We start from the raw sequence: 15,477 nt of genomic DNA, 5'->3' as shown, positions 1-15,477 counted from the left end.
CGTTTCGCTTTTGCGCATCCATGATATGTTGTCCTTTCATATTGAGCGATTTGGATTGTGGGAGTTGCTCCTTGGCATCTTCCGGGTTGGCAGCGCTCGGATATAGCCATTGCTCCAAGATTAGCATAGGAAACCAGACTTGACAACTTTGGCAATTTGTGCTAGAATGTAAATAGTTAGAAACAAGATCTCGTTCGCCTGTGGCGAAAAGATCCAACAACCGACGAAGCAGGAAACATACAAGGGCACGGCAAGGGCATCTGCTCAAGCCGAGGTAAGTGTTTTGCACGTCGGTTTTGTCTTGTTTGGCTGATTTGACAATTAAGAGCATTTTTGCTATAATATCTTTTGCTAAAAGGCACCTTAACAACTGAAGAGTGATAGGAAGGTCACGCGGAAATTTGGGGTCCAAGTCAAATCCAAAGTGGTTTTGAACCACATAAACTGTACGGAGGGTTTGATCCTGGCTCAGGATGAACGCTGGCGGCGTGCCTAACACATGCAAGTCGAACGGGCTGGCGCTTAGCGGAAGCCTGCCGGAGGTGGTGATCACGAGAAATCGTGAAAGCCGCTGATGGCAGGTGGAGGCTATTAGCCGGCCAGTGGCGAACGGGTGAGTAACACGTGGGTGACCTGCCCCGAAGTGGGGGATAACTACCCGAAAGGGTAGCTAATACCGCATGTGGTTCCACATTCGTTTGTGGAACTAAAGGAGCAATCCGCTTTGGGAGGGGCCCGCGGCCGATCAGGTAGTTGGTAGGGTAACGGCCTACCAAGCCGATGACGGGTAGCTGGTCTGAGAGGACGATCAGCCACACTGGCACTGAGACACGGGCCAGACTCCTACGGGAGGCAGCAGTGAGGAATATTGCGCAATGGGCGAAAGCCTGACGCAGCAACGCCGCGTGGGCGATGAAGGCCTTCGGGTTGTAAAGCCCTTTTCTGGGGGACGAGGAAGGACGGTACCCCAGGAATAAGTCTCGGCTAACTACGTGCCAGCAGCCGCGGTAAAACGTAGGAGGCGAGCGTTATCCGGATTTACTGGGCGTAAAGCGCGTGCAGGCGGCTCTGTAAGTCGGGCGTGAAATCTCCCGGCTTAACCGGGAGGCTGCGTCTGATACTGCAGGGCTAGAGGTCGGGAGAGGGAAGTGGAATTCCCGGTGTAGCGGTGGAATGCGTAGATATCGGGAGGAACACCAGTGGCGAAGGCGGCTTCCTGGCCCGCACCTGACGCTCAGACGCGAAAGCGTGGGGAGCGAACGGGATTAGATACCCCGGTAGTCCACGCCGTAAACGATGGATACTAGGTGTCGGTGGTGTTGACCCCATCGGCGCCGTAGCTAACGCGTTAAGTATCCCGCCTGGGGACTACGGCCGCAAGGCTAAAACTCAAAGGAATTGACGGGGGCCCGCACAAGCAGCGGAGCGTGTGGTTTAATTCGATGCAACACGAAGAACCTTACCTGGGCTTGACATGCGCGTAGTAGTGAACCGAAAGGGGAACGAGCCTTCGGGCAGCGCGCACAGGTGCTGCATGGCTGTCGTCAGCTCGTGCCGTGAGGTGTTGGGTTAAGTCCCGCAACGAGCGCAACCCCTGCCGCTAGTTACAAGTGTCTAGCGGGACTGCCGGCATATCGCCGGAGGAAGGTGGGGATGACGTCAAGTCAGCATGGCCTTTATGCCCAGGGCTACACACACGCTACAATGGCCGGTACAATGGGTTGCCAAGCCGCGAGGCGGAGCCAATCCCATCAAAGCCGGTCTCAGTTCGGATTGGAGGCTGCAACCCGCCTCCATGAAGCCGGAGTTGCTAGTAACCGCCGGTCAGCCATACGGCGGTGAATACGTTCCCGGGCCTTGTACACACCGCCCGTCACGTCATGGGAGTCGGCAACACCTGAAGCCGGCGAGCTAACCCGTAAGGGAGGCAGCCGTCGAGGGTGGGGCCGGCGACTGGGACGAAGTCGTAACAAGGTAGCTGTAGCGGAAGCTGCGGCTGGATCACCTCCTTTCTAGGGAGTATCGGCGAGTGCCTGCGGGCACAGCGCCGCACTCCTAGGTCAACCACAGATGCGCAAGCATCTGTGCCGTGGCCCCAGAAAGCCGGCTTCCTATCACTGCTCAGTTGTTAAGGGAAAGCGCGTGGGCCTTTAGCTCAGTCGGTTAGAGCATCCCTCTGATAAGGGGAAGGTCTCTGGTTCGAGTCCAGAAAGGCCCACCTGCTGGATAGAAGCGAACCAGTCGAGGGGATGTAGCTCAGTTGGGAGAGCGCCTCCCTTGCACGGAGGAGGTCAGCGGTTCGAATCCGCTCATCTCCACCAGGACCGGTGGGCTACATCCGAGAGCGGGCAGGAGCGAAAAGGACTTGACAGGTTTGACAATCGAGAGCGGCATCCCATAGGTTGTGTGGTGTTACGGGGTCGGATCAATACGGCCTGCGTACGCCAGGCCGATTTTTATGCCTGTGGGGTGATTGACAGCTGATGAGCGTTGGGCAGGGAAACTGGCCGGCGCTGATCAGCGGTCAAGGCCGCTGAGGTGGCCATCAGCCACCGCAGCACTTTAACAACTGAACAGAATGCGCATCCAACACCGTAAGAGCATGGATCAAGCTACTAAGGGCATACGGTGGATGCCTAGGCGCCAAGAGCCGATGAAGGACGTGGATGGCTGCGAAAAGCCTCGGGGAGCTGCCATCAAGCGTTGATCCGGGGATCTCCGAATGGGGTAACCCGCTCAGGCGAACCCTGAGCACCACTGGCTGAACACATAGGCCAGTTGGAGGGAACGGGGGGAACTGAAACATCTTAGTACCCCCAGGAAAAGAGATCATTCCCTGAGTAGTGGCGAGCGAAAGGGGAAAAGCCCAAACCCGCTGCATGCCAAAGGCTGCAGCCGTTGTGCAGCGGGGGTTGTAGGGCCCGACAGGGGCCGCTGCAGAGGCCCCAGGGAGTTACAAATCTGATTCCTAGCGGAACCGTCCTGGAACGGCGGGGCAAAGAGGGTGAGACCCCCGTACGCGAAAGGGATCAGACTCCCGTCGGTGACCCTGAGTACCGCGGGGCACGCTAATCCTGCGGGAAGCCGGGAAGTCCACTTCCCAAGGCTAAATACTCTTGGCGACCGATAGTGCACAAGTACCGTGAGGGAAAGGTGAAAAGAACCCCGGTGAGGGGAGTGAAATAGAACCTGAAACCGTATGCCTACAATCAGTCGGAGGACTATGCCAGCGCAAGCTGGAAGGTCTGACGGCGTGCCTCTTGGAGCATGAGCCGGCGAGTTACTCTCTGTGGCGAGGTTAAGGGAGTCACACCCGGAGCCGCAGCGAAAGCGAGTCTGAATAGGGCGCTTAGTCGCAGGGAGTAGACCCGAAACCGAGTGAGCTACCCATGGCCAGGGTGAAGCGGGAGTAACGTCCCGTGGAGGCCCGAACCCACTAACGTTGCAAAGTTAGGGGATGAGCTGTGGGTAGAGGTGATATGCCTAACGAACTCGGAGATAGCTGGTTCTCCCCGAAATAGCTTTAGGGCTAGCCCCAGGCGTTCAGTAGCGGAGGTAGAGCACTGGATTGGCTAGGGGGCTTCACCGCCTACCAAACCAAACCAAACTCCGAATGCCGCTACTCGAGAGCCTGGGAGTTGGACTACGGGAGATAACTTTCGTAGTCGAGAGGGAAACAACCCAGACCGCCGGATAAGGTCCTCAAGTGTGAGCTAAGTGGGAAAGGAAGTGGGACTACTGAGACATCCAGGAGGTTGGCTTAGAAGCAGCCATCCTTTAAAGAGTGCGTAATAGCTCACTGGCCTAGTGGTCCTGCGCCGAAAATGTAACGGGGCTCAAGCTCACCACCGAAGCCGCGGGTTGCTGTCCTACAGAGGGCAGTGACGGTAGGGGAGCGTTCTGTCCAGCGTTGAAGCCCGACCGTGAGGACGGGTGGAGCGGGCAGAAGTGCGAATGCCGGCATGAGTAGCGTGAAACATGCGAGAAACATGTTCGCCGTAAGCCTAAGGTTTCCGACGGAAGGTTAATCCGCGTCGGGTTAGTCGGGCCTAAGCCGAGGCCGAGAGGCGTAGGCGATGGACAACGGGTTAATATTCCCGTACCACCTGGGTGGAGCGATGGGGGGACGCAGAAGGGTAGGCCAGCCTGCGACTGGAAGTGCAGGTGCCACGCTTGTAGGGAGATGACGGCGATAGGGAAACCCGTCGCCCGATCCTGAGGAGCAGTGGGGAGCCGCAAGGCGAACTGGCTGAGCCCATGCTGCCGAGAAAAGCCTCTAAGCGTTGAAACCCAGGTGCCCGTACCGCAAACCGACACTGGTAGGCGGGTAGAGTATACCAAGGCGATCGGGAGAACCCTCGTTAAGGAACTAGGCAAAATGGCTCCGTAACTTCGGGAGAAGGAGCGCCCTAGTAGGGTGAAGCAGCTTGCCTGCCGAGCCCGAGGGGGCCGCAGAGAAATGGCCCTGCCGACTGTTTAACAAAAGCACAGGTCTCTGCTAAAGCGTAAGCTGATGTATAGGGGCTGACGCCTGCCCAGTGCCGGAAGGTTAAGGGGAAGGGTTAGCCGCAAGGCGAAGCTCTGAACCGAAGCCCCGGTGAACGGCGGCCGTAACTATAACGGTCCTAAGGTAGCGAAATTCCTTGTCGGGTAAGTTCCGACCCGCACGAATGGCGTAACGAGTGGGGCACTGTCTCAACGAGGGACCCGGCGAAATTGCATTAGGTGTGAAGATGCGCCTTACCCGCAGAAGGACAAAAAGACCCCGTGGAGCTTTACTGCAGCTTGGCATTGAGCTAGGGCATGGTCTGTGTAGGATAGGTGGGAGACTGTGAAGCCGGGGCGCCAGCCTCGGTGGAGTCGCCCTTGAAATACCACCCTGATCATGTCTTGGCCCTAACCTGCGACCGTTATCCGGCGCGGGGACAGTGCCAGGTGGGCAGTTTGACTGGGGCGGTCGCCTCCTAAAAGGTAACGGAGGCGCCCAAAGGTCCCCTCAGGCTGAATGGAAACCAGCCGTAGAGTGTAAAGGCATAAGGGGGCTTGACTGCGAGACCTACAAGTCGAGCAGGCACGAAAGTGGGGCTTAGTGATCCCACGGTTCCGTGTGGAAGGGCCGTGGCTTACCGGATAAAAGCTACCCCGGGGATAACAGGCTAGTCTCCCCCAAGAGTTCACATCGACGGGGAGGTTCGGCACCTCGATGTCGGCTCGTCACATCCTGGGGCTGGAGTCGGTCCCAAGGGTTGGGCTGTTCGCCCATTAAAGTGGCACGCGAGCTGGGTTCAGACCGTCGTGAGACAGGTCGGTCTCTATCCTCTGCGGGCGCAGGTGACTTGAGAGGAGCTGCCTCTAGTACGAGAGGACCGAGGTGGACAGACCGCTGGTGTGCCAGTTGTCCCGCCAGGGGCATCGCTGGGTAGCCACGTCTGGCAGAGATAACCGCTGAAAGCATCTAAGTGGGAAACTCGCCTCAAGATTAGGTCACCCACCGGGTTAACCGGGTAAGGCCGCAGGTAGACTACCTGCTTGATAGGCGGCACGTGTAAGCGCAGCAATGCGTTTAGCGAAGCCGTACTAATGGCCGAGGGCTTGATCCATCTTCCATGTCTTACGGCGCAGGATCGCATTCTGTTCAGCTTTTAGAGTGTTGCGGTGGTGTTGGGCCACCGGATATCATTACCATGTGAAAAAAGAGACTTCTTGGTGATTTGAGCGGAGGGGGTACACCCAGCTCCATCCCGAACCTGGAAGTTAAGCCCTCCAGCGCCGATGGTACTTGGGGCTTCGGCCCCTGGGAGAGTAGGTCATTGCCAAGAAGTCTCTTTTTCCATTTCCCACGCATGAAAAGGGGCCGGCCGGCCCCTTGTTCTCTTCTCCCTTCCCCAACATCCCCTTGTTCGAAATTGACAAATTTCTGAAAATGGATACATTATTACCATCCGACGCGGCCGGCAACAGGAGCTTCTACCATGCCGCCAGGTGCGTTCAATGGCATCCATATAAACTCCCTCCCCTCGTCTCTCACCATGCCCGGCATCCATCCGCCCAACCGATCCCTGGCTCCCAGCAGCTCTGACTGAGCTGCCCAACATTCATCAAAGGAGATGGAGGCGTGCTGATGGAACCAATCACTTTAAGCGTTATCAAAGCCGACGTCGGTGGCCTGGTGGGTCATTCCACAGTCCACGATGACCTGCTGGAAAAGGCGGAAGACCTCCTGGAAGAGGCGCTGGACCGGGAGCAAATCCTCGACTACTTCGTGACCGCCTGCGGCGACGACCTGGAACTGATCATGACCCACCGAAAAGGGGTGGACAATGAGGAAATTCACCGCCTGGCATGGGAGGTGTTCGAGGCCTGCACCGCCGTCGCCAAACAGTTGAAGCTCTACGGCGCCGGCCAGGACCTGCTCGCCGATGCCTTCTCCGGCAACGTGCGAGGCATGGGCCCCGGCGTCGCCGAGATGTCCTTCGTCGAGCGCACCTCCGAACCGGTCGTCATCTTCATGGCCGATAAGACCTCCGCCGGCGCCTGGAACCTCCCGCTCTTCAAGATGTTCGCCGACCCCTTCAACACCGCCGGCCTGGTCATCGCCCCCTCCCTCCACAACGGCTTCCGTTTCGAGGTCCATGACGTCAAAGAGCATAAACGCATCTTCTTCGATCTGCCCCAAGAGATGTACGACCTGCTGGTGTTCATCGGCTCGCCGGCCCGCTATATGGTCAAGGCCGTCTACACCAAGGACGGCGAGATAGCGGCTGTCTCCTCCACCCAACGCCTGGCCCTCATCGCCGGCCGCTATGTCGGCAAGGACGACCCGGTCTGCGTCGTGCGCTGTCAGGGACAGTTCCCGGCCGTGGGCGAGGTGCTGGAACCCTTCGCCCATCCGCATATCGTCGAGGGATGGATGCGCGGCTCGCACTACGGCCCGTTGATGCCCACCTCGGTGGAAGAGGCGCGGCCCAGCCGCTTCGACGGCCCCCCGCGGGTCATCGCCCTGGGCTTCCAGATCGCTGACGGCCGGCTGGTGGGGCCGGTGGATATGTTCGACGACCCGGCCTTCGATGAGGCGCGGCAGATCGCCAACACGCTGGCCGCCCACCTGCGCCGGCACGGCCCCTTCGAGCCGCACCGCCTCCCCATGGAGGAGATGGAGTACACCACCCTGCCGGAGGTCCTGCATAAACTGGCCGGCCGCTGGGAAGCGCTTCCCGATTAAGGCCGCTACAGCTCTACTCCCAGTTCGCCGCTGATCGCTTCGAGGGCCTGGCCCAGGCTGTCTTCCCCAGCCGGGCCGGGCCTTTCCTGTGCCTGCCGGCGTTCCCGCAGGGCACGCACATAGGCCTCGCACGCCCGTACCACCACGTTGGCCGGCGCGCCGCTTTCCAGGGCGCGCCGGATGGCCACCAGCAGGACCGGCACCACATCGTCCACCGAAGGGGCATTCTCCACGGCCAGCAGGGCGCTCATCTCCTCCGGGGTGAAGAGTGCGGCGAAAGGGCCGGCGGCGTACACCTCGGCGCGCTGGAGATGCTGTCGGCAAAAGGCAGAACCGCTCACGGCGCGTCGACGGCATCGCCGGCCGGCGCGAGTCAGGGCCACGCACTGCCGGTGCTCGACCATGGCTTATCCCTCATGGCCTGTGCCGGCGCGCGGCCCGATGCCGGCCCAGCCGGCCAGATTGCTCAGCGTCTCATACCCGAACGTCGCCAAACTGGCGCCCACCAGGCCGGCCCATACCGCCTCGAACCACAGCCCCTGTCCCGACCAGGCCGTCGCGGCCAGCTCCACCGCCACGGTGATGACGAGCGCCAGCAGGTTGGTAGGACGCCAGTCCGGCAGATAGCGCTTCAGCCACTGCGTGGCCAGCAGGCAGATCACGCCGGCCACGCGCATATCCAGGAATCCATCCGCGGTCAGCGGCAGTCCCAGCAGGTCCATTGCTGTCCCTCCCCCTTCAATCAATCGCGCAGATACACCACATAGCGCGTCTCGCCGGCGCGGTACACCTCCACCTCCCGCAGGCCGGACATTCCCTCCAATGCCTGCACCACCTCTTCCGCCGTCTCGAACACCCGGGTGCGCTCCCGGCGTGCCCTCTGCCACCAGATCCGTTGGTGGATCTCCAGCCGGCGCACCTGCTCCAACAACTGCTCCATACCCTGCCCTCCAGTGGAACGTTTGTTCCCATTATGGGGCGGATGCCGGCGCCGGTCAATACACAATCCGTCGTACGGGATATCCCGCGTGTTGGGAGGGGGAAGAAGGGAAATTTGGCAGAAGAGGATGAATGTGATAATATGGTCAGAGCATCAGACAGGTATCACCGGACGGAGGAACGCCTGATGACTTCGACGACCGCTCCATCCACTTCCCGGGTTGCGCTGGCCCCCCTGCCGGCCGATTACCGCGCCGATTGGGAGGATATCCGCATCGCCCTCCTGCGGCTGGGAGAGCCGGCCTGGGTGCCCTTTATGGAAGCCGGCATTGACGCCTCGCACAAACGCCGCACCCTGGGCCGGCCGGTGCGCACCCTGGCCGATGATCTGGAGGTCTCGCGCCGGCTGGGCCAGCCCTTCATCGTCATCAATATCGGCCTGCACACCCATCCGGCGGTGCTGGAGGCGATGGAAGTCACGCATGTAGAGGTGGAGGACGGGCGCGCCGGCGACACCGGCTGGGTGCACGCCGGCCAGCGGCGCTGGGCACAGGCCGGCGTCGGGGCCATCACCAGCGAGGAGGATTTCGAGAAATTCCCCTGGCCGGATGCCGATGATTTCGATTATTCCCTGCTGGACGAGGCGGACCGCCTTCTGCCGGCGAACTATCGGGTCATCTTCGCGGTGGGAAAGGTGTTCAACCTGGGCTGGTGGCTGATGGGCTTCGAGCGTTACGCCTTTGCGCTGGCGGATAACCCCGTCCTGGTGGAGCGCCTGCATGAGCGCATCGCCGCTATCCAAGCAGGCGTGGTGGAGCGGGCGCTGGAGCACCGCTGTGTGGGGCTGGTGTGGCATGCCGACGACATGGCTTATCGCACCGGATTGATGGTCTCGCCGGCCATCCTGCGCCGCTATATTTTCCCCTCCTATGCCCGGATGAACGAGATGTGCCGCCAGCAGGGGGTGCTGACCGTCTTCCACAGCGACGGCAAGATGGACGATTTGATGGAGGACATCATCGCCGCCGGCTTCGACGCTTTCAACCCCATTGAGCCGGTGGCCATGGATATCCGGGCGCTGAAGCAGAGGGTGCAGGGGCGGCTCTCGCTCATCGGGAACGTGGACCTGTCCTATACCCTGACGATGGGCACGCCGGCGGAGGTGGAAGAAGAGGTATGCGGCCTGATCCGCGACCTGGCTCCTGGGGGCGGGTATGCCCTGGCGTCGGCCAACTCCATCCCCGAATATGTGCCGTGGGAGAACTTCGTCGCCATGCACGCCGCCTGGGCGCGCTGGGGCCGGTACCCGATTCGCGTGTGATGCCGGCCGGCGACCGCCGCCTCCATCACCGCTACCACCCTCCGTTTCCCTCTCGCCTGCCCTTGTGCTACAATAGCCCCGGCATACAACGACGGGGGATGGAAGCCCCTGCCGACAACTTCTTGAACCCGCAGTGGGAGAGCTGTATATGCGCGTGGTCTTCATGGGGACGCCGGCGTTCGCCCGCACCATCCTGGAGGCGCTGTTGACGGAGGGATATCCGGTCGTCGGGGTAGTTTCCCAGCCTGACCGGCCGGCGGGGCGCGGCCGGCGCCTGACCGCCCCACCTGTCGCCGAACTGGCGCGGGAGCGCGGGATCTCGCTCATCCAGCCGGAGCGGCCGCAGGAGCCGGCCGCGTTGGAGACCCTGCGCTCCTGGGCGCCGGACGTGATCGTGGTGGCGGCGTACGGCAGGATCCTGCCGCCGGCAGTCCTGCACATCCCGCCAAAGGGCTGTCTGAACGTGCATGCCTCGCTCCTGCCCCGCTACCGCGGGCCGAATCCCGTGGCCCAGGCCATCCTGGACGGCGTTCGCGAGACCGGCGTCACCATTATGCTAATGGATGAGGGCATGGATACCGGCCCGGTGCTGGCACAGCGCGCCGTGCCGGTGCATGGGGATGATACGACGGGGAGCCTGATGGCGCGTTTGGCGGAGGAGGGGGCGCGCCTGCTGATCGAGACACTGCCGGCCTGGATGGCCGGCGCCATCGAGCCTCAGCCGCAGGACGCCTCCGCGGCCACCTATACCCGGCTCATGCGCAAGGAGGACGGGCTGGTGGATTGGAGCCAGCCGGCGGAGCAGATCTGGCGGCACGTGCGCGCCTGCATGCCCTGGCCGGGGGCTTATACCTACTGGAACGGCCAGCTCCTGCGCCTGTTGGAGGTGCGGCCCCTGCGCGCGCCGCTCCCGCCGGACTCCCTGCCCGGCGATATTATGCTGGTGGACGGCTGGCCGGCGGTGGTGGCGGGGGATGGGCTGGTGTGCCTGCGCCGGCTTCAGCTCGCCGGCAAAAACCCGGTGGACGGGCAGGCGTTCGTGCGCGGCCAGCGGGGCTTCGTGGGGAGCCGGCTGGGCGCCTCTTGAGTCAGCGGATATAATCCCGCAGCACCAGGTCCAGCTCGCCGGTCTTGACCGTGCCCTGCCGAAGGTACACGATCACCCCATCCGGGTCAATGACCATGGTCATGGGAATGGCGCGGGCGCCGTAGGTGCGGCCCACGCTGAGCTGGGGGTCCAGCAGGACGCGGAAGGTGTAGCCGTAGCGCTGGACGAAGGCCAGCACATCCTCCCGATTTTCCCCTTCGGAGATGGCCAGGAGCACAAAGGCGTCGCCGCGGCGAGCGTGCAGGTCCTGGAAGATGGGCAGTTCCTGCCGGCAGGGCGGGCACCAGGTGGCCCAGAAGTTCAGCACCACCGGTTTCCCCCGGAAATCGGACAATCGCACCTGTCGGCCGTTCAGGTCGGTCAGTTGGAAATCGGGCGCCGAATACCCCACTTCGGCCTTGATGGGACGCACGGGCGCCGGCACATCCGGCCGACAGCCGGCCAACAGGAAAGTTATCCCCATCAACATCCCCAGCATAATCACCCAAGACCACCAGGTTTTCATGCGCGTGATCGCTCCGTACATGAAGTTCCCGTCGGACAGCTCTGCAGTGCGCCGTGCGGGCAGGCTTTCAGGCATTCCATACAGCGAATACAGCCGGCGGTGTCGATTTCCTCAGGAGGGTACAGCCCGGTGGGACAGACATGCCGGCACAGGTCGCAGTGCTGACAGCGGCTTTCCTCGAAGTGCAGGCGCATGCCGCTCAGGCGGTTGAACGGCCCGTAGATGGTGCCCAGCGGGCACACGAACCTGCAGAACGGCCGGCTGGTGACCATCATCCACAGCAGGAAGAGGGCGAGGATGACCATTTTGACGGCGAAGAGCAGGCCGGTCAGCTCACGGAGATCCGCCTGCAGCGCGATCATGGGCAGGCCGGCTTCCAGGGCGCCGGCGGGACAGAGCTTGCAGAACCAGGGCTCCAGCGCGGTGAACGGGATGATCACCACCAGCAGGGCAAAGATGACGTAGCGCGCCGGCGCCCAGCGGTTGCTGACGCGCCATTTGGGCAGTGGCACCTTATATAACAGGTCCTGCAGGAATCCGAAAGGACATGTCCATCCGCAGGCGGTCCGCCCGAACAGCGTGCCGATGAGGCCCAGCACCCCCAGCAGGTACAGCGGCACGCGGCGGATGATGATGAAGTGCTGGAGCGTGCCGATGGGACAGGCGGTGATGGCCAGCGGGCAGGAGTAGCAGTTGAAGCCCGGACAGGGGACGTTTTTCAGCCAGGGCGCCAGGAAATAGGAATTCCACAGCAGGGTCGAGATAAGCTGGACAGGGGCGCGCCGCAGGCGTGCCAGGGCATCGGTGAAGCGGGCAAAGAGGGCCATGGCGCGCACCTCACTGGATGCCGATGCAGGATAGGCAGATAAGGGAGGCGTTGGCAAAGACGAAACGCGCCTCCCCGAGGAGCAGGCCGGCGGCCGTCATCAGCAGGAATAGGCCCAGCAGTACCCAGAAGCGTTTGTCCATGAAGCGTATGCTCCCCGCTCAAAATCTGTCGGGTGCATTATATGACAGCGCTCCGTCGGACGCAAAAGGCACCTACAGGCTGTCAGGTGACTAGCGCCAATTTCAGTTCGAGTGGGCGCATTTGCACCGCATGCCCATCAGTGGCATAATAATATTGCTGTCGCAGACGCCCCGCCAGGTATGCGGTTCCAGACGAATGTTTGGCCGTCCCCCGGGTTCTCCAGTGGTGATGCTGAGGGGACTTCCCGCAACGTACGCCCCATTAGTTTGCAAGGGTTCTCGCCGGCCGGGTTCTACATCCAAACGTCAGGGTGATGGTGATGGCAGTCATGGCTTATCAGGAGCCGAGGCCAGCGGCGCGCATCCTCATCGTCGAGGATGAGCAGTTACTGCGCGCCGGTCTCAAACAGTCCCTCACCAGATTTGGATATGAAGTGGAAGAGGCGGCCAGCGGAGAGGAAGCCCTGGAGCGTCTGAGGCACCAGGCATTTGAGGTGGTCCTTCTGGACCTGCATCTGCCCGGCATCCAAGGGGTGGAGCTGATGAGGCGCATATGCCGGCTGCAGCCCACCATTGCCATCATCATCCTCACCGGGAAGCCGGACCTGGAGAGCGCCATTGGGGCCGTAAAATGCCGTGCGTCGGACTATCTCATCAAGCCCGTGAGCCTGGACGAACTGCTGGATGCCGTTCGCAGAGCGCTCCAGAACGGCGGGATGGCACAAGGGCGCGATGCGCCGGCCGATGGGGTGCTGCAACTGGGCGGACTACTGCTGGACCGGGAGGCACGGCGGGCGGTGATCCGGACCGCGGATGGCCGGCAGGTTGCGATCACCCTCTCTCCCAGTGAGGTCTCCCTGCTGGCCTATATGATGGAGCGCACGCCGGCGGTCTGCTCCTACACGGAGCTGGCCGACCGCGCCTTGGGGTATCATTTGACCAATGGGGAAGCGCGGGAGCTCCTTCGCCCGCATATCTGCCGGCTGCGCCGCAAGTTCACGGCGCACCCCGGGGCGCCGGAGCTGATCCATACTGTCGTGGGGAAGGGGTACCGCCTGGAGGTCCCGCCGTACGCCGGCGGTTGAGGGGGCATATCGGAGGACGCGCAGAGCGCGCCGGGCCGTGGCTATCTTTCGGCGCCGCGCCACACCACGCGCAGGCTTTGGTCCGTGGAGAGCCGAAGCTCAAAGGTGAGGGTGTTTCTGCCGCGGGACGCCGGCGTGGGGGAGACGTCCAGAATTTGCGCATCCGCCGGCAGTACCACCATTACCCGCAGTGGAACCGCCTGCGTGCCCGGCTGTTTCTGGGCCGTGAGGGAGTATACCTTGCGGCCGGCCGCACTGTCGGAGCCGATGATTTCCGCCGGCAGGCGGTACACGAGGCGCGTGTCCAGCGTGTGGCCCGGCTCCAACAGCATCAGCGAGGCGAAGGCCTGTTTGCCATTTTCTTCGTACACGGAGATTCCCCCATCATATGGCTTTCCCCGCAGGAGGGATTCGGCCGGGATAGGATGCCCCTGCCCCTCGATCAGCTCGCTCCCGCGCGGCGCCAGCACCCGCAGATAGTTCCAATAACAGCGCTGGGTCATCTGCTCATAGGTCATATCATAGCGGGCTTCCTGCCGGCATACCCCCCGCCATCCCTGCAGAGGATGAGTGTGCCGGACACGGAGATCGACGCGCGGCTCCTCCGGATGGGACAGGTCTACCAGATATTCCAGGGACTGCTGGACGACGGCGTTGACCTTGTTGAAGCCCATGTTGGTGTCCAGCACCATGAGGAAGTCTCCGGGGGCATCGCGGAGCGCCCCGTCCCATCCCCGGGCGTGCAGCCATTCCCGGGGTCCAGCCTCCCGCATGAATATCAGCATATGCCGTTGCTGGAGAACATCCCACAGCGCGCCGGCCACCGTCATCCATTCTACCTGCTCCGGTTTTTCCTCCAGCCGGCGCAGGGCTGCTTGGAGCAAGGCCGCCATGAAATCCTTGCGGTGCTCCCACCATTCCTCGGTGATGCCGGCGGTGGGCGCCCACGCCTCACGGGCCGCCTTCAGGACGTTCTCTCCTGTGACCGGATGCGGATAACCTTCCACCCGCAGCGTGCCCAATCCCTCGATCAGCGCCTCTATGGCATGCTGGTCCAGCGCGATGACGCCGTCCGCCTGCCGGCCTTTGCCCATGGCGTACAGCGTCAGGGCAACCTCCGCTGAAGTGGGAAAATCGGGGCTCCAGTTGCTGTCGCGGAAGAGCAGTTGTTCGGCGACCATGAAATCGCGCAGGGGCTGTGGGGGAGGAGGATAGGGTCGGCGCAGGTCATCCACGGCATAGCTGTCCTCGAAGGCTATTTCGACCACTTTCCCATCCCGCACTGCCACCCAGGCCGCACCGCTGATGAACCCCCCGGTGGCGCGCAGTTCGTCCTCATTCTGCACCAGGATCAGGTAGGCGCGGGACCCCTCGGCACCCAGCAGGGCCGGCGCCCAATATGCACCTTCGATGCCGGCCTCCAGCAGTGGCAGGTAGCGGTCCAGCAGTGCCAGTATGGCCTGCACCCTGGGATGAAGCTGTGCCGCGTCGATGCGCTCCCTCGCCTGCCGGCCGGCCGCCAGCTCCCGCTGAACCGCCGGCCATTGATCCCGCGAGGCGGCCAGCGCCACCACCATCTTCTGCAGGGAGAAGCCGCTGTCGGGATCATCCAGCGCCGGCCCGAGGATCCCCGCGGCGAGCTCGCCGGCACGCAGGAGGTGCTGGGAGCATTCCAGCAGATGCGGGGCCGCCTGGACAGTGGGGCCAATCTGCGGCAGCCAGCCCAGGTGCGGCGCCAGCGCCAGGAAGGGGCCGGCGGTTTCGGCCAGCTCGTCCACATCGGTGCGCAGGGCGGACAGGACGGCCAGACCATCCACCGCTTTGGGATCAGCCGGATTGGCTTCGGCCAGCGCCTGCAGGCGGTTCAGGTCATCCCGAAGCCGGCCGGCGCACTGCCAGACCAATACGGCGCGCCATCCCAGCCAGGCCAGGCCGAGCACCACCAAGAACAGGATCAGCCAGCCGGCCAGCCGGCGCCGGCCCCTCTTGCGAGATGCTTCCGCATATTGCATATGGTTCATCCTGCTCTTTTCCGCTCAGTCGGATGAGGCCGGCGGCCGATAGCGCGCCCACGCCAGCCCCAGGGCGGTCGGCGTGTGGGAAACCGGGTCAAACAGGTTCCCGGTCGGGTACATCGTATCCGCCAGGCTGTACCAGCACCACCACTGCACCAGACGGTTCCCATCTGCGGAATAGCCCAGCTCTGCCTCGGTCAGCGTCAGGAACAGGTCGAATGTGCCGTACATGAATGCCTGCACCCGGGTGGGCTCGAAGCCGTATTCCGCCGGCATCAGCACGCCGTATTCCGAGACCACGAGGGGCGTATCC

The 15,477-nt window shown here is 62.5% G+C and carries 11 protein-coding genes, 2 tRNA genes and 3 rRNA genes; 9 read left to right on the top strand and 7 right to left on the bottom strand.

The annotated features are described in order from the left end of the window. Positions 1–444 precede the first annotated feature (444 nt). From H5T60_03820 to H5T60_03795, 6 genes are all read left to right on the top strand, one after another. Positions 445–2,015 (top strand): 16S ribosomal RNA (locus H5T60_03820). A gap of 129 nt (positions 2,016–2,144) precedes the next feature. Continuing rightward, positions 2,145–2,218: transfer RNA gene (locus H5T60_03815), tRNA-Ile, on the top strand. A 27-nt stretch (positions 2,219–2,245) separates the two neighbouring features. Next, a tRNA-Ala gene (locus H5T60_03810) sits at positions 2,246–2,321 on the top strand. A 281-nt stretch (positions 2,322–2,602) separates the two neighbouring features. After that, positions 2,603–5,608, top strand: a 23S ribosomal RNA gene (locus H5T60_03805). A gap of 94 nt (positions 5,609–5,702) precedes the next feature. Beyond that, positions 5,703–5,819: ribosomal RNA gene (gene rrf / locus H5T60_03800) — 5S ribosomal RNA — on the top strand. The 16S, 23S and 5S rRNA genes sit together here with 2 tRNA genes alongside, the layout of an rRNA operon. A 302-nt stretch (positions 5,820–6,121) precedes the next feature. Then, a complete protein-coding gene (locus H5T60_03795) occupies positions 6,122–7,222 on the top strand; it encodes a fructose 1,6-bisphosphatase (GenBank protein ID MBC7241554.1) in 1,101 nt (366 codons plus the stop codon). Positions 7,223–7,227: 5 nt separating this feature from the next. Here H5T60_03795 and H5T60_03790 read toward each other — a convergent pair whose 3' ends face one another. From H5T60_03790 to H5T60_03780, 3 genes are read right to left on the bottom strand one after another with little or no spacing between them, the layout of a single operon-like run. Next, entirely contained in the window at positions 7,228–7,626 is a 399-nt protein-coding gene (locus H5T60_03790) for a hypothetical protein (protein MBC7241553.1), read from the bottom strand. Positions 7,627–7,629: 3 nt separating this feature from the next. Next, entirely contained in the window at positions 7,630–7,944 is a 315-nt protein-coding gene (locus H5T60_03785; GenBank protein MBC7241552.1) for a hypothetical protein, read from the bottom strand. A gap of 20 nt (positions 7,945–7,964) precedes the next feature. Next, positions 7,965–8,162 (bottom strand): hypothetical protein, encoded by a 198-nt coding sequence (locus H5T60_03780; protein MBC7241551.1) that lies wholly within the window; start codon positions 8,160–8,162, stop codon positions 7,965–7,967. 186 nt (positions 8,163–8,348) lie between these two features. On the opposite strand from H5T60_03780, the gene H5T60_03775 reads away from it, so the two are divergent. Together H5T60_03775 and H5T60_03770 are read left to right on the top strand one after the other, a co-directional pair. Continuing rightward, the gene (locus H5T60_03775) at positions 8,349–9,482 is read left to right on the top strand and encodes a hypothetical protein (protein ID MBC7241550.1); all 1,134 of its coding nucleotides are present in this window, start codon (positions 8,349–8,351) and stop codon (positions 9,480–9,482) included. Between the two features lie 142 nt (positions 9,483–9,624). Next, positions 9,625–10,569, top strand: a complete 945-nt coding sequence (locus tag H5T60_03770; protein ID MBC7241549.1) for a methionyl-tRNA formyltransferase — start codon at positions 9,625–9,627, stop codon at positions 10,567–10,569. Between the two features lies 1 nt (position 10,570). On the opposite strand, the gene H5T60_03765 is transcribed toward H5T60_03770, so the two are convergent. Both H5T60_03765 and H5T60_03760 read right to left on the bottom strand, forming a co-directional pair. Beyond that, a complete protein-coding gene (locus H5T60_03765) occupies positions 10,571–11,095 on the bottom strand; it encodes a TlpA family protein disulfide reductase (protein MBC7241548.1) in 525 nt (174 codons plus the stop codon). Further along, positions 11,092–11,922, bottom strand: a complete 831-nt coding sequence (locus tag H5T60_03760; protein MBC7241547.1) for a 4Fe-4S binding protein — start codon at positions 11,920–11,922, stop codon at positions 11,092–11,094. Before H5T60_03760 ends, H5T60_03765 begins: the two co-directional genes overlap by 4 nt. Before the next feature lie 462 nt (positions 11,923–12,384). On the opposite strand from H5T60_03760, the gene H5T60_03755 reads away from it, so the two are divergent. Then, positions 12,385–13,149 carry a response regulator transcription factor gene (locus H5T60_03755; GenBank protein ID MBC7241546.1) on the top strand — a complete coding sequence of 255 codons (765 nt, stop codon included), beginning with the start codon at positions 12,385–12,387 and terminating at the stop codon, positions 13,147–13,149. Between the two features lie 41 nt (positions 13,150–13,190). Here H5T60_03755 and H5T60_03750 read toward each other — a convergent pair whose 3' ends face one another. Both H5T60_03750 and H5T60_03745 read right to left on the bottom strand, forming a co-directional pair. Further along, positions 13,191–15,161: a DUF4012 domain-containing protein gene (locus H5T60_03750; protein MBC7241545.1), complete on the bottom strand. Its 1,971-nt coding sequence runs from the start codon at positions 15,159–15,161 to the stop codon at positions 13,191–13,193. Between the two features lie 24 nt (positions 15,162–15,185). Continuing rightward, positions 15,186–15,477, bottom strand: a 292-nt coding sequence (locus tag H5T60_03745) for a hypothetical protein (protein MBC7241544.1), incomplete at its 5' end; no start/stop codon positions are given.

It is taken from the genome of Anaerolineae bacterium (genome assembly GCA_014360855.1).
Classification (GTDB): domain Bacteria; phylum Chloroflexota; class Anaerolineae; order JACIWP01; family JACIWP01; genus JACIWP01.
Note: the sequence above shows the minus strand (reverse complement) of the source record. Positions and strands in the feature narration are given on the sequence as shown.